Below are 16,562 nucleotides of genomic sequence, written 5' to 3' on the forward strand. Positions count from 1 at the left end.
CCCAGCGTCGGCGCGGCCTAGCCCGGAAGCTGTCCGCATATCGAGACGGGCGGGATCACCTCCTGGTTGCGGTAGACGTCGGCGCTCCAGCTCGGCCCGCCCGACGCCACGATCGGCGGAATCCGGGGCGCCCGGGACGGGCTGAGCAGGCTGAGGAACTTGTTGATCACCTGGACGACGGGTTCCAGGATCCGGTAGCCGATCCCGAACCGCGCCCGCACGCCGAGCCCGACGCCCCGGCACAGCGCGTACGGCGCGCCGAGCGCGGAACCGATGGTGGCGCCGTACGAGGTGATCAGCTCGAACCAGATCCCGGCGGTGAACAGGAACGCGCTGATCCCCATGGTGAACCGCACGCCGTGCCGGACGACCAGGCCCATCACGCCGACCGGCACGCCGGTGAGCGAGTCGAGCAGGCTGGCCCGGCGCGCGAAGCCCTCGGTCACGCGCGAGCCCACCCGGCCGTCGGCGTAGCCGAACCCGAGCTTGCCGGCCAGCGCGTACTCGCCGGCGCCGCGGAACGTGCCCCGGCGCGCGCCGAACGCGGTGGCCACCTCCAGCGTCTGGCTCACCGTGAACGACAGCGGCAGGCCGGCGACCAGCCCGATCGGGAACGCGATGTCGACCGGGACCGGGAACGTGCGGCGGTGGTTCTGCCCGCCGTCGATGCCGGCGGTGAAGTCCACCTTGATGCCGAAGCCGCCGCCGATCTCCAGCTCGGCCCGGTTCACCCGGCCGGCGCCGACGGCCAGGTGGAACGACGCGGCCGGGCGGCCGACGGTGAGCGTCACGGTGCCGGCCAGCCGGAGCCCGCCGTCGTCGTACGTGAAGTGTGTGCCGACGCCACCGGCGCAGCAGAACGTCTGCACCCGGTAGCCGTGGGCGGTGGCGCCCGCCTGGCCGCCCGGCGCGGGTGGCGGCTGCGCGGGCGCGACGGCGAGCGGACGCGACCGGCCCAGCGTGCCGCCGGCCGCCGCGGCCTCCCGGGTCCACGACGGTTCACCCGCCACGTAGACGGTAGGGCGGTCGAGGATGACGTCGTCCCCGCCGAACGTGCCGTCCCGGATCACCTCGGTGAGCGTGACCGGGCCGATCGTGACGACCAGGTCGCCGCCGTCCTCGGCCAGGTCGAGCACCCGACCCACGCCGCGTCCGGTGAGGAACATGACCCGGCCGGGCGCGAGCCGGTCGGCGTCGCGGGCGCCCGGGTCGAGCCGCCAGGTCAGGCCGTCCGGGCTCACCGACCGCACGGTGCGGCTGCCGCCGCCGACCAGCACCACGTCCGGTTGCAGCGTGACGTCCTTCCCCGGCGCCGGGGCCTGCCCGTACCGGGGCTGCTCGCCGTCGCCCGCGCCGGCCGGGCCCGGCTCCGGCCCGAACGCGCCGCAGCCGGTCAGCGCGAGCAGCACCACCAGGCCGGCCGCGAGCAGCCGCCGGCCGCGCACGGGCCGCCTCACATCCGGCCGGCGACGGTACGGGCGAGCCGTTCCAGCGGCGCCCGGTTCTCCTGCGGGTCGTTGAGCCGCACCAGCCGCACCGCGACCCACAGCTCGCCCCTGCGCAGGAAGAACGCCTCGGCGGTGAGCAGCGCCTCGTCGGCCGTCCCGGCCAGCTCACGGATCTCGTGCCCGAGCTGCCGCTCGATGTCGAGGTACTTCTTGGCGCCCTCGCCCACGAACACCTCGACCTGGGCGGTCGGCCCGCTCACCGGTCCGGTGTAGGTGCACGACTGCCCGGCCACCACCGGTTCGTCCAGTGGCGTGCCGGCGAGGCGTTCCGCGTCGGCCTTCGACACCAGCGCGCACGGCTCCGGGGCGGCGCCGTCCACCGGTTCGGCGCTCGGCTCGGTCGGCGCCTCCCCGGTCGGATCCGCTACCGGCGTGCCCGCACCGGGTGCGGCGCCACCGACGGCCGGCGGTTCGTCGCCGCCGCAGCCGGCGGACGCGGTGAGCAGGGTGGCGGCCAGCGCGAGCGCGATCAGTCGGCGGGTTCGCATGCCTGCCCCGCTCAGGCCGGGATCGCGTCGAGCGTACGGCGCAGGATCTGTTCGTTGCCCGCGGTGCCGCCGCCGAAGCTGCTGATGGTCACCGTGTAGGTGCCCTTGCCGTCGATCAGCACCGCCTCGCCGCGGACGTCCTTGACCGCGAGGTAGCCCCGCTCGCCCCGGTCCAGGTCGACGACCTTCTCGTACTGCTGGCCAGCCTGGTCGTGCTGGTAGTCGTAGGTGGCCTTGCCGGCGGTGGCGGAGGCGGTGGTGACCGCCAGCTGGGCGATGCCGTCGCCGAACGAGCAGTTGCCCTCGTCGCGCAGCTTCCGGTCGACCAGCTCGGAGACCTGGGCGGCGGTGAACGGGCACGGGGGCCGGACGCCGTCGACCGCGCCCGCGTCCACGCCGCCGCCGTCCTCGCCCGCCGCCGTGTCGGCCGACCCGCCGTCGACGATCCCGTCGCCGGAGTCGCACCCGGCCGGCGCGAGCAGGGCGAGCACCAGCAGGGGCAGCGCCAGGCGGGCGCGGTGGGTACGGGCGGTCCGGGCCGGTGTGAGCGCGTCAGATGCCATGGCTCCGACGCTAGGCGCGTCGTCACCGGCCGTAATCGGGGGTTTCCCTACGCGGTGACCTTGCGGACGGACGGATCCGCCCCGGCGGGCGTCGGCTGCACGTCGGTCGGCCGCCCGACGCGGATCGCGAGCCGCTCCAGGTAGCCGACCATGAGCGCGGCGAACAGCAGCACGAACAGCACCAGCAGGGGAAGCGGCATGACCAGGCCCAGCGGAGGCCCGCCGTCGGCGCCGAAGCGGCGGTCGGCGAGCATCTGCACCAGCACCGGCGCGGTCATGCTGTCCGGACCCCGGCTCACGAGCATCGCCCACAGTGGCGCCTGGGCGTGCGCCAGCCAGGTCGGCAGCGCGGTCACGGCCAGCATCGGCAGCGCCGGCAGGAGCAGCGTACGGCCGGTGCCGCCGCCGGAGCGCCACCGGGCGTGCTGGCCCCGGAAGAGCAGCGTGAACGCGAACAGCGCGGGCACCGACAGCCAGACCGGCGGGACCAGGCCGAGGAACGAGCCCAGCTGCCCGGACTCCTGGGTGCGCTCGTAGCCGGCGATCGCCAGCGGGCCGACGCCGACGAACAGCCACGGCGCGAACGGCACCAGCAGCAGCTCGCTGAAGCGCCCCAGCGGGCGCAGCGCGCCGATGCCGAACCCGGCGAGCGCCGCGACGCCCACCGCGACGAGCGTGGACAGCAGCGGCGGCAGCCAGGTGTTGACGAGCACCGTCGAGGTCTCGACCGCGGCCGGTAGACGCCCGGTGCCGGAGGAGGAGTTCCGCAGCCACGGCAGCGACGCCCAGACGGTCACGCCGACGACGACCAGGAGCGCGACCGCGACCAGCGCGGCGAACAGCGGCCGGCGGCCGGGGGAGGACGCCGCCACCCCGACGGCCGGCCGGTCCCGCCAGCCGTCGAACTCGATCCGCAGCCGGGTGGCCAGGACGAGCCCTGCCGCGGCCAGCCCGAGCAGCCCGAGCAGCACCAGCAGCAGCGTCGACGTGGCGGATCCGAGACCGAAGCGCATCGTCCGGAAGGCGCCCTGCACGGTGGCGAACACCGGGGTGGCCGAGTCCCCGCGCGGCCCGCCGGCGGTCAGCAGCGCCGGGGCGGCGTACGTCTGCAGGGCGGTGGCGAGAACGCCCAGGGTGAGCAGCCCGCCGACGGCGAGCACGGCGGGCGCGGGCCGGTCGCCGGGCTCGCGGCGGCGCAGCGCGCTCAGGTACAGCGTCGCGGCCACCGCGACGACCAGCCCGAACGTCACCTGCGCCAGCGCCGAGGTGAGGAACAGCCGGGGGGACTGCAGGTCCCGGGCGAGGGTGCCGTCCTCGATGCCCTCGGCGCGCAGGCCGAGGAGCACGGCGACCGGCGCGTACGCGGCGAGCGGCAGTGCGAGCACGCCCCGTGTCACCAGGCGGGCGGCCCGGCCGGCCCGGTCGGCGAGGACGGCGAGCAGCGGCGCGGCGAGCAGCGCCACCGCCAGCGGGACCAGGCCGAGCAGCACCGCGAACCCGATCTGCCCGACCACCCCGTCGGTGAAGGCGGCCTCGTAGTTCGCCGTGCCGACCGACTCGCCCGAGCGGCGCGGCCCGTCCGCCTGGAAGCTGCGGGCCGCAGTGGACAGCGTGGGCAGGACGTACGACCAGACCCAGGCGATCACCGCCGGACCGGTCAGCGCCAGCCCGATCAGGACTCGCGACGGCCGGTACGGCGGCGTGGGCGGGGGCACTGGTGCTGTCGCCTGCGGCGCTGCCGGCTGACTCATCTGGACATCCACCCTCGAAGATCGACGATCATGGCCGTCGCGACGATAACCGATGTCGTCCACCCGTGCGCCGATCCGTCGCCGCCGCGGCGGATAGGGTCGCAACCGTGCGGACCAAGCAGGAGCTGTCGACGGCGATCCGGGAACGACGGCGGGCGGCGCTCGTGGTCAACGCCCACTCCCGCCGCGGCCGCCGGCTGTACGACACCGTCCACGCACGCCTGCGGGCGGCCGGTTTCACGCTGCTCGGCGCGTACCCGGTGGACCGGCCCGGCGAGCTGGACCGGGTACTCGCCGAGGCCGCCGACCTCGGGCCGGACCTGCTGGTCACCGGCGGCGGCGACGGCACCGTCGGCGCGGCGGCCCGGCTGCTCGCCCACCGGGACGTCGCGATGGGCCTGCTGCCGCTGGGCACCACTAACAACTTCGCCCGCACCGTCGGCGTCCCGCTCGACCTGGACGCGGCGATCGCGGTGCTCACCGACGGCAAGGTGATCGACGTCGACCTGGGCCTGATCGGTGACACCCGGTTCACCAACCACGTCGGGATCGGGCTGTCCGCCGACATCATGCAGGCCGCGCCGCCGGGGCTGAAGCGGGTCGTCGGGCGGCTCGCGTACCCGCTGACCGGGCTGGGGCTGCTCGCCCGGCACCGGCCGCTGGCCGTGACGGTCCGCGCCGAGGGCCGCGAGCACACGTTCACCACCCACCAGGTGTACGTGGCCAACGGCGGCTTCCACGCCGGCCGGCCCATCACCGCCGACGCCACCGCCGACGACCGGCTGCTGGTCGCGTACCCGGTGGGTGGGCCGACCCGGCGCGGGCTGCTGCGCGAGACGGCGCGCAACGCGGCGGCCGGCCACCGCCGCACCCTTGGCGACGAGCCGTTCCTGGCGGTACGCCAGCTGTGGCTGGACACCGACCGGCCGGCCCGCATCGAGGTCGACGGCGAGCCGTACGGGCAGACGCCGGTCCGCATCGGCCTGGACCCGAACGCATTGCGGCTGATGGCCCAGGCGGACAGCCCGGATCACTGACCGTCAGGCCCAGTGGTCCTCGTCGGGCAGCGGGATCTCCGTGTTCTGCTCCACCGCGTCGGCGGCGGTGAGGTCGTCGCGCACCGACTCGCCCAGGCCGGCCCGGTCGCTCGGCGGGCGCAGCACGCCCTGCTCGGCCAGGTCCGCCTCGCTCGCCTCGGGCACCGCCGCGTCGACCGTGTCGGGCGGCCCGACGAGCGTCTCGTCCTGCCGCTGCTCCTGCGCGTCGGCCTCGGGCGGGCGGCGCAGCGCGTCCTCGCTCATCGCGTGCCCGTCACGCCGAGCGCCGGACGTACGGGGCGCTCTGGTCGGCCACGTCGCCGTACTCGGCCGGGAGTTGCCCGACGACCTGGGCGTAGACGGCCGGGTCGACGGCGTCGCGCAGTACGTCGAAGACCGCCGTGACCCCGTCCCGGGCGGCGTCCACGTCCACGTCGGCGCGTCCGCTCACCCGCTCCACGAACACGTCGAGCTCGAACGGCTCGGCGTCCTCGGCCGGGCCGAACGCGTACGCCCGCAGTGCCTCCGGCAGCCGGTCGGCGAGGTCGCGGGCCTCCCCGCCGTCGATGCGCTCGGCCAGCGTGGTCAACGTCGCCCGGGTGATCGCGGTGGCCTGCTCCGCGGACGCGCCGCACCGCTGGGCCACCGCGCCGATGAACTGGTCCTGGTCCATCTCGCCGCCTTCCTCCGCCGGGATCGCCGGATTCCCACGCTGGACCTCCGCAAACGGCCGCCGGGCCGGGGGGTAGCCTGCAGCGCGGAACCCGCAGCGAGGAGGCCCGGCAGTGCAGCCGACGACCGTGGACGTGCCCACCCCCGACGGAACTGCCGACGCCTACCTGGCCACGCCGGGGACCGGCGGGCCCTTTCCGGCCGTGCTGCTGTTCATGGACGCGTTCGGGCTGCGGCCCCGGGTCGCGGAGATGGCCGCCACGATCGCCGAGCGCGGGTACGTGGTGCTCGCCCCCAACCTGTTCCACCGCGCCGGGCGCGCCCCGCTGATCGATCTCGGCGCGCTCGCCGACGACAGCCGCCGGGGCGCCCTGTTCGAGAGCATCGGGCCGATGATGGCCGCGTTGACGCCGGACGCGGTGGCCCGCGACACGGCCGCCTACCTGGACTTCCTCGCCGCCCGTCCGGACGTCGCGCCGGGTCCGGCGGCGATCACCGGCTACTGCATGGGCGGCACGAACGCGCTGCGTGCGATCGAGGCGCTGCCGGACCGGATCGCCGCGGTGGCCGCGTTCCACGCCGGCCGGGTGGTCACCGACGCCCCGGACAGCCCGCACCTGGCCGTCGGCGCGGTGACCGGCGAACTCTACTTCGGGCACGCCGACGCCGACCCGTCGATGACCGCCGAGCAGATCGCCACGCTGGAGAAGACGCTGGACGCGTCCGGGGTGACCTACCGCTCCGAGGTATACGCCGGCGCCCGCCACGGTTACACCCAGTCGGACACCCCGATGTACGACGAGCAGGCCACGCAGCGGCACTGGACGGCGCTGTTCGACCTGCTCGACCGCACGTACCGCCGCTGACCCGCCCACGGCGCGCGGGGCACGGCCGGGAGACGATTCACCGGCCCGGAGCCGGGTAACCGCCGTCATGACCGACCGCCGCGCCGACACCGTCCGCTCGCCCCTGGACCGGGCGGTCGAGCGGGGCGGTCTCGCGCTCTCCCGGGCCCGCGCCCAGGGCGGCGCGGCCGGCCGGAACCGGCTGCGCCAGCTGGAGATCACCGTGGTGATCTCCGCGCAGGCCGGGCTGGCCGCGGCGCTCGCCGCGCTGCTCGCCCAGGAGCTGCTCGGCTCCGGCGCGCACGTCTTCGCTCCCGCCGCCGCGGTCGGCACCATCGCCACCGCCATCGGCCAGCGTGCCCGGCGCACGTTCGAGCTGCTCGTCGGCGTCGGCCTCGGCATCGTGGTCGGTGACCTGCTGCGCGCGCTGCTCGGCAGCGGTTCCTGGCAGACCGGCCTGGTGGTCACGCTCGCCATCGCCACCGCCCTGCTGGTGGCCGGGCGCGGCGGCGCGCTCGTCGGCCAGGCCGGCGGCACGGCGGTGCTGATCGCCACGCTCGCGCCGGTGCAGCCCGGCCTGGAGCTGCCCCGCATCTTCGATGCGCTGGTCGGCGGCCTGGTCGGTCTGTTCGTGGTGGCGCTGCTGCTGCCGGTCAACCCGATCCGCGTGCTGGACCGGGCGGTGGAACCGGTGGTCGCCCGGCTCACCGAGCAGCTCGACGCCGTCGCCCACGCGCTGACCCGGCGGGACGCCGACGCGGCCCAGCGCGCCCTGGAGGACCTGCGCGGGCTCGAACCGGACATCGGGCGGCTCAACGACGCGCTCAGCGGGGCCGAGGAGGTGGTCACCATCGCGCCGGCCCGCTGGCACCGCCGCGCCCAGTTCCACAGGTACGCCGACGCGACCCAGCACCTCGAACGGCTGCTCCTGTACGCCCGCTCGATCGCCCGCCGCTCCGCCACCGCGTTGCAGTACGACGAGCCGATCCCGCCCGCGCTGCCCGACGCGGTGGCCCGCCTCGGCGAGGCGGTGCGGGAGCTGGAGCGGGCCTGCAAGTCCGGAGAGGATCTGGAACGCACCCGGGAGCTGGTCCGGCAGGGCGCCGAGCTGGCCGGGCGCGCCTGGTCGCAGGGCGTGCGCACCTACGGCGAGGCGATGATCAGCGACCTGCGGACCGGGCAGAGCGAGCTGCTGCGGGCCACCGGCTGCCGGCCCGAGGACGCCAACGGAACAGTGCGCCGGGCCGCCGGGGCGGGGGAGGCGGAGGCGCGCCCGCCGGTCCGGGCCCGGATGAGCCGGCCGGTCCCGCGCCGGCCCGCCGGACGGCACCAGCCGAAGGCCACCGGGCGTGAACTGGCACCTGCCCGAGCCGGTCCGGCTGGTTAGCGTCGGCGCATGGACATCCGTCAGGACGCACCGGCCGCCCGCTTCGCCGCGCTCACCACCGCGCACGTCGCCGACGCCTGCCTGCGCGCCGGTGTCCCCGTCCGCTGCGCTCCGTCCGCCGTCGTCCCGGTGCTGCCCGGGCGGCGTCTGGCCGGCCGGGTCCGCCCGGCCCGGCACGCCGGCAGCGTGGACGTCTTCCTGGAGGCGATCGAGCAGGCCGCCGAGGGGGACGTGCTCGTCGTCGACGACGGCGGGCGCACCGACCGGGCCTGCGTCGGCGACCTGGTGGTGCTGGAGGCGCGGGCGGCCGGCCTGGCCGGGCTGGTGGTGTGGGGCGCGCACCGGGACACCGCGGACCTCGTCGCGGTCGGGCTGCCGGTGTTCAGCCTCGGCGTCACCCCGAGCGGGCCCCTGGAGCTGGACCCGCGTCCGGACGGTGCGCTGGCGCACGCCATGGTCGGGCCGTTCACCGTCGGCCCGCAGGATCTGGCGCTGGCCGACGACGACGGTGTGCTGTTCGTACCCGCCGATCGGGCCGGGGAACTGTTCGACCTGGCCGAGTCCATCCGGGACACCGAACTGCGGCAGGCCGACCGGATCCGGGCCGGGGAGTCGCTGCGCGCGCAGGTCGGGTTCGGCGCGTACCTGGCGGCCCGGGAGGCGGACCCGGCGCTGACGTTCCGGGCGCACCTGCGGGCGGTGGGCGGCGCGATCGAGGAGTGACCGGGTCAGCCGCCGCGCGCCCACAGCGCCAGGCGTACCCGGTTGGCGCTGCCGGTCTTGGTCATCAGGCTGGTGATGTGCGTCTTCACCGTGGTCACCCCGATGTGCAGCCGGTCGGCGATCTCGGTGTTCGACAGGCCGTCGGCGACCAGGTCCAGCACGTCCTGTTCGCGCGCGGTCAGGTCGGCCGTCCGCCGGGGCGCGCCGGCGCGGGCGTGCACCGCGCGTTCGACCAGCCGGCGCAGGACGTCCGGGCTGAACGGGCTGTCCCCGGCGGCGGCGCGGCGGACGCCGTCGAGCAGGTCGGCCGGGGGCGCGTCCTTGAGCAGGAACCCGCAGGCACCGGCGGTGAGCGCGGGGTAGAGGTGGTCGTCGTCGCCGAACGTGGTGAGCACCATGATCCGGGTGGCGGGCCGGTCGGCGAGGATCCGGCTGGTCGCGGTGATCCCGTCGACGCCGGGCATCCGCAGGTCCATCACCACCACGTCGGGTCGCAGCCGCGCGGCGAGGGCGACCGCGTCCCGGCCGTTGTCGGCCTCGCCGACGACCTCGAGGTCGGGCTGGGCGTCGCAGAGCATCCGCAGGCCGGCCCGGATGAGGTGCTGGTCGTCGACCAGCAGCACCCGGATCACGCCGGCTCCGGCGTGCCCGCCCGGGGCCGGGGCGCCCGGTGGGCGGACTCGGCCGGGGGCAGCACGGTCCGGACCCGCCAGCCGGACCCGGTGGGCCCGGCCTCCAGCCGCCCGCCGAGCACCTCGACCCGCTCCCGCATCCCGACGATGCCGTGGCCGCCGCCGGTGGGCACCCCGGCCGGCGCGGCGCCCCGCCCGTCGTCGGTCACCGTCCAGTGCACCGCGCCGTCCTCGACCGACACGGTCAGGTGTGCGCGGGCCGCCGCGCCGGCGTGTTTCGCCACGTTCGTCAACGCCTCCTGGGTCAGTCGCAGCACCGCCTGGCCGCGTACCGCGTCGAGCGTGCCGACCGCGGGGTCGATGTCGGCCTCCACCACGACGCCTGCCTGCCGGGCCCGGTCGACCGCCGCGCCGAGCGCGGCCGGCAGCGCCGCCGGCTCGATCGCGGTCAGGGCGGCGTCGCCGCGAAGGCCGTCCGGGTCGCGCAGCACCGCCACCAGCCGCCGCAGGTCGGTCAGGGCGGCCGTGCCGGTGGCGTGCACGTCGTCGAACACCTCGCCGACCCGGGGGTCCAGGTCCGGCAGCACGTGCCGGGCCACGCCGACCCGTAGCACCATCGACGCGACGTGGTGCGCGAGCACGTCGTGCAGTTCCCGGGCGATGGCGCCGCGCTCGTCGGCACGGGCCGCCCGGCTCTCCGACTCGCGCCGTCGCCGTTCCGCCTCGGCCCGCTCCTCGGCCTGCCGCCCGAGTTCCCGGGTGGTCCGCACGACCAGCCCGAGCAGCAGCGGCAGGCCGACGGTGACGGCCAGCCCGAACAGGCCGGTGAGCGCCGCGCGGACCGGTTCGCCGATCAGGCTGGTCAGGTCGACGACGGCGAGCAGCCCGGCGCCCAGCCAGACGGTGCGGGGCCGGGTGGCCCGCATCGTCAGCTCCAGCAGCGCCCAGCTCGCACCGACCTGGTTGATCATCACGTCGTCGACCAGGACGAGCGCGGCGACCAGCAGGACCGCCTGGATCAGCAGGTTCAGCAGCGGACGGCGGTGGCACAGCAGCGCCAGCACGAACGCCGGGACCGCCAGCGCCCACTGCGTACCGGTGGCGGCCGGGCCGCCGTGCGCGCCGAAGACCAGGTAGCCGATGCCGCTGAGGTCCAGCAGCAGGATCCGCGCGAGCGTGTCGCGCGCGTCGAACAGCCGACCGACCCAGGCCACGGCGTCAGCCTAGGCAACCGGTGCGGCCGGAGGCCACCGCGTTCACCGGCCGCCGCCGCCCGCCCGGCGGTCCGAGGTGGACCGCCGGGCCGAGCGGGCCGGAGACCGTGGTGCTCATCCGACCAGCACCACACCGGTACGCGGGCTGCGGCGGGCCAGCACCAGCGTGGTGGCCGTCGCCGTGGCCGCCACCAGCACCCCCGCCGCGGCGAGCGTGAGCGCGTCCGGGGCCACCAGCGGCTGCCCGCGCAACGCCTGCCCGGTCACCAGCAGGGTGAGCCCGGCGTACGCGGCGCCGCCGACGAGCACCAGCCGGGCCCGGGTCAGCTCGTCCAGCCGCGCGCCGAGGAACCGGTCGAGCAGGATCGCCAGCAGCGGCAGCGCCTGCAACGCGTGCATCCCGACGAAGTGCCCGACGCGCAGGTCACCGCCGGTGGTGCTCCAGCCGAGCAGCGGCAGCCCCGGGCCGCCGTCGGGCACACCGACGCTGTGCGCGCCGCTGATCCCGGCGGCCGCGCCGGCCGGGCGCTGCACCACCATCGGGAACGCGACGAGCATGCCGAGCAGGGACACGGCGAGACCGAGCCGGACCGCGTACCCGCCGGCCCGGTCCGGAAGGGACCGGCGGGCCAGCACGACCGCCAGCACGAACTGGGCCGCGAACAACACGGTGATCGCCACGCCCATGACGTCGAACAGCACCGCGTTCAGCGTCGTGGTGCCGTTGAAGTGACTGGTGGTGCCCCGGAGCACCTGACCCACGATGACGACCATCTCCAGCACGGACATGGCCACGATCACGGTGGCGGCCCGCTCGGCCGCCCGGCTGCGGCGGGGCAGCAGGGACAGCATCCAGGCGAGCGTGACGCCGTAGAGCACGAACGAGATCGCGAACTTCAGCGGCTTGAGCCAGATGGGCGCGCCGGTGAGCACGCGCGGGTCGGCCACGACGCCGACCGCGGCGACGACGGTGAGCACCGCCATCGCGGACACGAGGAGCATCAGGGGGCGGTGCCATCCGGCCGCCCGGTTCCGCAGGGTAGTCATGCCTGTAGATGCTCGTGACGGGCCGGGCCGGTCGCGCCCGCCCGGAGGCCGCACCCGCGGTCACGGGTCGGAGCCCGTCTCCTACTCCGGGAGGAGGCCGGGCGGTCAGTCCGGCAGCCGGGGCATCTCGACGCCCGGGTCGCGGCCGAGCAGCACGCCGCGGGTCAGCGCCCGCGAGCCGAAGCGGTCCCGCACCGCGTCGACGGCGGCGTCCAGCGCCGGGCCGGGTTCGGCGGTGAACGGCAGGGTGAGCTGGGTGTGCCCGCTGCCCAGGTTGCCCACCGACACGCCGAGAAGCGTGACGCCCCGTTCCGCGATCTGCGGCAGCGCGGCGCGCAGCAGGTCACGGGCGGCGGCCCGCAGCGGCCCGGTCTGCGCGGTCGGCTCGTCGATGGTGTGCGACCGGGTGGCCCGTGTGTAGTCGGCGAAGCGCAGCCGCAGCGTCACCGTGCGGCCGGTGCGCCGGGCCGCGCGCATCCGGCCGGTGACCCGGTCGACCAGCCCGGCCAGCACCGCGTCCAGGTCGGCGGGGGAGTGCGGGCCGCGTCCCAGCGCATGCTGCGCGCCCATCGAGGAGCAACGGCGGCCCACCTGCACCGCCCGGGGGTCGCGGTTGTGCGCCAGGGCGTGCAGGTGCCGCCCGGCGCCCGCGCCGAGCAGCGACACCAGCGCCGGCTCGTCCAGCCGGGCCACCTGCCCGACGGTACGGATGCCGCGGTCGCGCAGCCGCGCGGCGGTGACCGGGCCGACGCCCCACAGCCGTTCGACAGGCAGCGGGTGCAGGAACGCCAGTTCCCGGTCCGGCTCGACCACCAGCAGCCCGTCCGGCTTCGCCACGCCGCTGGCCACCTTCGCCAGGAACTTCGTCCGGGCCACGCCGACGGTGATCGGCAGGCCGACCTCGCGGCGTACCCGCTCCCGCAGCGTGGCCGCGACGGCGGCCGGCGCTCCGGAGAGCCGCCGCAGCCCACCCACGTCGAGGAACGCCTCGTCGATGCTGAGCCCTTCGACGAGCGGGGTGGTGTGCCGGAAGATCTCGAACACCGCCCGGCTGGCGGCCGTGTACGCGGCCATCCGGGGCGGCACCACGATCGCGTCCGGGCAGAGCCGCCGCGCCTGCCGGCCGCCCATCGCGCTGCGCACGCCCCGGGCCTTGGCCTCGTAGCTGCACGCGAGCACCACGCCGCCGCCGACGATCACCGGCCGGCCGCGCAGCCGGGGGTCGTCGCGCTGCTCGACCGAGGCGTAGAACGCGTCCAGGTCGGCGTGCAGGATGGTGGCCTCGCTCGACACCCCGCCATCTTCGCACACGTGTTCGAATCGACGGTGTTGACCTGCCCGGACACGACGACCGGCCGGCGGGAGCACCCGCCGGCCGGTCGCGTGCGGTCACCGTCCGTAGACCTCGAACTCGTAGAGCGAGAAGCCGTACGAGGTGGCCCGCGTGACGCCGTACATCCGCACGTAGCGTGCGCTGACCGGGGCGAACGTCACGTTGTCGACGCCGCCGTTGCCGGCGGTGGTGCTGAACACCGGCTGCCAGGAGTTGCCGTCACCGGAGACCTCGATCCGGTAGCCGGTGGCGTACGCGGCCTCCCACCGCAGCACCGCCCGGCTGATCGTCCGGGCCGATCCGAGATCCACCCGCAGCCACTGGTTGTCGTTGTAGCTGCTGGCCCACCGGGTGCCGAGACTGCCGTCCACCGCCTTCGCCGGGGTGTTGCTGGTCAGGAACTGCGTGCTGGACGCGGTGGCGGTACGGCCCTGCGCCAGGTTGGTCACCGCGTCGCCCCGGCGCGCCGGGAACGAGACGACCTGCTGGTACGTGGGCCGGTTCTGCCAGGCGATCAGCGGGTGGGTGATGCCGCCGAGCCCGGACTGGGCGATCGAGTCCGCGCACCACTGGTCGCCCGCCCCGCAGGACGAGTCGCCCGGGTAGACGGTGGTCGCCGGCGCCGCCGCGGCCTGACCGAGCGTGTCCAGCAGCGACTGCCGGCACGCGCCCAGGTTGCCGTTGCCGCAGTACGTGCGCCCGAGGCCGCCGGCCACCGGGTCGCCGAGCACGGCCCGCAGGTCCTTGTCGACGTAACCCCACCAGCCGTACTGGAACGCCGAGCCCTTGTGGGCCTGGCCCTGCGCCGCCCAGTTCACGGTGCCGTCGCGGGCGCCGTTCTGGCCGCCCGAGGGGGCCTCGTTGACCTGGAGGGCGCCGACGAGCGCGCCGTACAGGTCGGCGCCGAGCCCGGGACGGAACTGCGCCGAGGCGAGCAGCGGCCACCAGGCGTCGAAGATCCGGATGGCCTCGGCGTGCTGGTAGACCTTCGAGCCGGGTGACGTCTCCACCCGCCGCGAACCGGCCTGCTGCCAGGCCCGCAGCTTGGTCACCGCGGCGGCCAGCGCCGGGTCGGTGACCGGCGTGCTGTCGAGCACCCGCAGCAGTTCGCCGAGGACCTGCTGACCGCGCAGGTCGGTCACCGCCGCCTCGGCGGTGATCCGCACGATGTCGGCACGGCCGACCTTGCGCTGGGCGATGGCCGCCTTCACCGGACCGTCGAGCAGCTGACCCCGGTGCACCGCGCCGTAGCTGAAGTTGCCGTCGGCCGCGCCGAAGTCACGCGCCTGCTTGTTGTTCCAGCTGACGTAGTAGTCCTGGTTGACCGACTGCGGGTGGGCCGACGCCGGGGCGTACGTGGCGTCGTTGGTGTCCGGGTTCCAGCCGGCCCACTCGTACGCCGGCTCCGCCTTCGCGGGCAGGTTCGGGTCGAGCCCGGACGGGCGGACCGGGTTGGAGCCGGAGTTGTAGTACGCCGCCTCGGTCGAGTTGACGTAGAACCAGTTGAACGCGTACCCGACGCTGGCCGCGGACGCCTGGAACGCCGCCGCGCTGCCCATCGCCGCCGGGTCGTTGTACGCCTGGAAGCCGATCGCCGAGTCGGCCTCGTGCCGGTAGGTGGAGCGCAGCTTGGTGAACGCGGTGGGCTGCCCGTTCACCAGCCCGCGGTAGGCCACCAGCCCGTACTTGGTGCGCAGCGAGCGCAGCGTGTACGCGCCGGCCGGGGTGGAGTCGGCGAGCGTCGGCGACCAGGAGTTGCGCTTCTCCAGCACCTCCATGGCGAGGCACTGGCCGCGGTAGAGGTAGCGGTTGGAGCGCAGTGTCGGCGCGCTGCCGTCGGTGGTGCACAGCGGCACGGCGTACGTGTCGGTCAGGTCCTGGGAGGCGGAGGTGGCGCTCCACGCGTAGTCCTGGCCGCGGCCGAGCAGCACGTAGAGGTTCAGCCCGGCGAACGCCGCGCCGCGTGCGCTGATGCCCGGCCCCTGGAGTTCCTGGAGCATGAGCAGTTGCGGCGCGAAGTAGCCGGTCTGCGGGCCGAACACGGCCACCGGGTTGCCGGTGGTGGTGTGCCGGCCGGAGATCACTACCGCGTTGGACATGCCGTGCGCCCGCAGGTTGGACAGGCCACCGACCAGGTCCTTGGTGGCGGCGCTGCTGCCGGTGCGGGCGGCGGCTCCGCCGGTGGCGTCGTACGCGAGCGGCTCGGCGACCACAGTCCCGGCGTCCGGCAGCACCGCGCTGGTCGCGCCGGGCGGCGTCGCGCCGTACGGGAAGCTCTGCCCGTCGTGCAGCGTCAGCACGGTCTCCGGGTCGTTCTGCGAGCGGAACGCCGTCCAGACCCGGTCGCCCTCGGTCGGGCCGTACTTGGCCCGGGCGGCCACCCGGACCAGCGCGGACTGCATCTCGCTGCCGCCGCCCCCGCCGAACAGCCCGCCGATGACACCGGCGGTGGCGATCAGGTCGGTCATGGTGAAGTGCTTCGGCTTCCCGGCGCCGGTGAGCACGTACTCGCCGGGGTAGTTGTCGTCGGCGATCGACTTGTCGATGTAGGCGTTGATGCCGGCGATGTAGTCGACGACGTCGGTGTAGAGCTGCTGGCCCCGGGTGCCCTTGAGGCGCAGCGCGTCGACCTGGGCCTGGAGGTCCGCCTCGGTGTAGGGCGAGTTGGCCCAGACGCTCTGCTCCAGCTCCCGGTTGCCCGGCGCGCCGCCGGCGAACGAGCTGACGTTGCCGCGGCCGACGTGCCGCAGCAGGTCCATCACCCAGAGCCGGTCCTGGGCGCCGGCGTACCCGGCGCCGAACATGGTGCCGGCGCGGGTGGTGCCGGTGACGTGCGGGACGCCGGTGGCCTTGTCCCGCACGATGGTGACGTCCGAGCGTGGCGAGATCCTGCTCTCGACCTGGGCGTCGGGGACGCCGAACGAGGCGTCGTTGTAGAAGTGGGCGATCTGCTCGTCGGTCAGCCCGGCGTAGTTGTAGACCAGGTTGGCGTACTCGTCGAGCTGGTCGCTGGAGTGCGCGGGACGGGTGCCGAGCGCCTGGTGGGCCAGGATGCCGGCGAGTGTGGCGTTGCCGTTCTGGCCGGGGGGCAGGATGTCGGCGCACTGGCCGAGGCAGTAGTCGTCGGGGGTGAACGTGGTGGCGGCGAGCGCCGGTGACGGCGCGATGACCGTCAGGACGCTCGCGGTGAGGGCGGCGGCGGTGAGCGCCGCGAGGCGGGCACGGATGGCGGGTAATGGCATGGCGATCCTCCGGGGGACGCGGAGTAGGGCCGTTCGGTACGCCCGGCTGACGGCGTCTCGGCCTCCGCGCCCGGGCGTTCTGCCCGGAGGTGAGAATGACTCATATCTATCTGCGGGCAA

15 protein-coding genes are annotated in these 16,562 nt (G+C 75.3%); 4 read left to right on the forward strand and 11 right to left on the reverse strand.

All coding sequences use genetic code 11. The annotated features are described in order from the left end of the window. Positions 1-17: 17 nt before the first annotated feature. The 4 genes from FHX31_RS13495 to FHX31_RS13510 are packed head-to-tail and all read right to left on the reverse strand — an operon-like array spanning position 18 to position 4,310. A complete protein-coding gene (locus tag FHX31_RS13495; RefSeq protein ID WP_486481675.1) occupies positions 18-1,457 on the reverse strand; it encodes a hypothetical protein in 1,440 nt (479 codons plus the stop codon). Next, positions 1,454-1,996 (reverse strand): hypothetical protein, encoded by a 543-nt coding sequence (locus FHX31_RS13500; RefSeq protein WP_184976342.1) that lies wholly within the window; start codon positions 1,994-1,996, stop codon positions 1,454-1,456. The genes FHX31_RS13495 and FHX31_RS13500 overlap by 4 nt, the downstream gene beginning before the upstream one ends. A gap of 11 nt (positions 1,997-2,007) precedes the next feature. Next, a complete protein-coding gene (locus FHX31_RS13505; protein WP_151013168.1) occupies positions 2,008-2,559 on the reverse strand; it encodes a hypothetical protein in 552 nt (183 codons plus the stop codon). A gap of 47 nt (positions 2,560-2,606) precedes the next feature. Then, positions 2,607-4,310: a sugar ABC transporter permease gene (locus tag FHX31_RS13510; RefSeq protein WP_184976345.1), complete on the reverse strand. Its 1,704-nt coding sequence runs from the start codon at positions 4,308-4,310 to the stop codon at positions 2,607-2,609. Between the two features lie 107 nt (positions 4,311-4,417). On the opposite strand from FHX31_RS13510, the gene FHX31_RS13515 reads away from it, so the two are divergent. After that, the gene (locus FHX31_RS13515; protein ID WP_184976347.1) at positions 4,418-5,347 is read left to right on the forward strand and encodes a diacylglycerol kinase family protein; all 930 of its coding nucleotides are present in this window, start codon (positions 4,418-4,420) and stop codon (positions 5,345-5,347) included. Positions 5,348-5,350: 3 nt separating this feature from the next. Here FHX31_RS13515 and FHX31_RS13520 read toward each other — a convergent pair whose 3' ends face one another. Both FHX31_RS13520 and FHX31_RS13525 read right to left on the reverse strand, forming a co-directional pair. Then, a complete protein-coding gene (locus FHX31_RS13520; protein ID WP_184976350.1) occupies positions 5,351-5,611 on the reverse strand; it encodes a hypothetical protein in 261 nt (86 codons plus the stop codon). 10 nt (positions 5,612-5,621) lie between these two features. Further along, on the reverse strand, positions 5,622-6,020 hold the full coding sequence (locus FHX31_RS13525) for a DUF2267 domain-containing protein (protein ID WP_091327562.1): 399 nt from the start codon (positions 6,018-6,020) through the stop codon (positions 5,622-5,624). Between the two features lie 112 nt (positions 6,021-6,132). Between FHX31_RS13525 and FHX31_RS13530 the strand changes: the two genes are divergently transcribed. The 3 genes from FHX31_RS13530 (at position 6,133) to FHX31_RS13540 (ending at position 8,974) form a co-directional block, all read left to right on the forward strand. Next, positions 6,133-6,885 carry a dienelactone hydrolase family protein gene (locus tag FHX31_RS13530; protein WP_091327565.1) on the forward strand — a complete coding sequence of 251 codons (753 nt, stop codon included), beginning with the start codon at positions 6,133-6,135 and terminating at the stop codon, positions 6,883-6,885. Positions 6,886-6,952: 67 nt separating this feature from the next. After that, positions 6,953-8,251, forward strand: coding sequence for an FUSC family protein (locus FHX31_RS13535; protein WP_091327568.1), 1,299 nt, complete (start codon positions 6,953-6,955; stop codon positions 8,249-8,251). A 9-nt stretch (positions 8,252-8,260) separates the two neighbouring features. Beyond that, positions 8,261-8,974 carry an RraA family protein gene (locus FHX31_RS13540; protein WP_184976352.1) on the forward strand — a complete coding sequence of 238 codons (714 nt, stop codon included), beginning with the start codon at positions 8,261-8,263 and terminating at the stop codon, positions 8,972-8,974. A 5-nt stretch (positions 8,975-8,979) separates the two neighbouring features. On the opposite strand, the gene FHX31_RS13545 is transcribed toward FHX31_RS13540, so the two are convergent. From FHX31_RS13545 to FHX31_RS13565, 5 genes are all read right to left on the reverse strand, one after another. Continuing rightward, positions 8,980-9,606 carry a response regulator gene (locus FHX31_RS13545; protein WP_013286463.1) on the reverse strand — a complete coding sequence of 209 codons (627 nt, stop codon included), beginning with the start codon at positions 9,604-9,606 and terminating at the stop codon, positions 8,980-8,982. After that, positions 9,603-10,820, reverse strand: a complete 1,218-nt coding sequence (locus tag FHX31_RS13550; protein ID WP_184976354.1) for a sensor histidine kinase — start codon at positions 10,818-10,820, stop codon at positions 9,603-9,605. Before FHX31_RS13550 ends, FHX31_RS13545 begins: the two co-directional genes overlap by 4 nt. A gap of 114 nt (positions 10,821-10,934) precedes the next feature. Beyond that, on the reverse strand, positions 10,935-11,867 hold the full coding sequence (locus FHX31_RS13555; protein WP_091327578.1) for a hypothetical protein: 933 nt from the start codon (positions 11,865-11,867) through the stop codon (positions 10,935-10,937). 105 nt (positions 11,868-11,972) lie between these two features. Then, positions 11,973-13,160, reverse strand: a complete 1,188-nt coding sequence (dinB, locus tag FHX31_RS13560; RefSeq protein WP_184976356.1) for a DNA polymerase IV — start codon at positions 13,158-13,160, stop codon at positions 11,973-11,975. 96 nt (positions 13,161-13,256) lie between these two features. Then, positions 13,257-16,442 carry a penicillin acylase family protein gene (locus tag FHX31_RS13565; RefSeq protein WP_184976358.1) on the reverse strand — a complete coding sequence of 1,062 codons (3,186 nt, stop codon included), beginning with the start codon at positions 16,440-16,442 and terminating at the stop codon, positions 13,257-13,259. Positions 16,443-16,562: the final 120 nt, after the last annotated feature.

The sequence above is a fragment of the Micromonospora sp. CNZ286 genome, assembly GCF_014207755.1.

What these genes read in the sequence shown, in the direction of transcription:
- FHX31_RS13500 (WP_184976342.1), bottom strand. Translation starts at nt 1,996, where the DNA reads ATGCGAACCCGCCGACTGATCGCGCTCGCGCTGGCCGCCACCCTGCTC.
- FHX31_RS13505 (WP_151013168.1), bottom strand. Translation starts at nt 2,559, where the DNA reads ATGGCATCTGACGCGCTCACACCGGCCCGGACCGCCCGTACCCACCGC.
- FHX31_RS13510 (WP_184976345.1), bottom strand. Translation starts at nt 4,310, where the DNA reads ATGAGTCAGCCGGCAGCGCCGCAGGCGACAGCACCAGTGCCCCCGCCC.
- FHX31_RS13520 (WP_184976350.1), bottom strand. Translation starts at nt 5,611, where the DNA reads ATGAGCGAGGACGCGCTGCGCCGCCCGCCCGAGGCCGACGCGCAGGAG.
- FHX31_RS13525 (WP_091327562.1), bottom strand. Translation starts at nt 6,020, where the DNA reads ATGGACCAGGACCAGTTCATCGGCGCGGTGGCCCAGCGGTGCGGCGCG.
- FHX31_RS13535 (WP_091327568.1), top strand. Translation starts at nt 6,953, where the DNA reads ATGACCGACCGCCGCGCCGACACCGTCCGCTCGCCCCTGGACCGGGCG.
- FHX31_RS13540 (WP_184976352.1), top strand. Translation starts at nt 8,261, where the DNA reads ATGGACATCCGTCAGGACGCACCGGCCGCCCGCTTCGCCGCGCTCACC.
- FHX31_RS13555 (WP_091327578.1), bottom strand. Translation starts at nt 11,867, where the DNA reads ATGACTACCCTGCGGAACCGGGCGGCCGGATGGCACCGCCCCCTGATG.
- FHX31_RS13565 (WP_184976358.1), bottom strand. Translation starts at nt 16,442, where the DNA reads ATGCCATTACCCGCCATCCGTGCCCGCCTCGCGGCGCTCACCGCCGCC.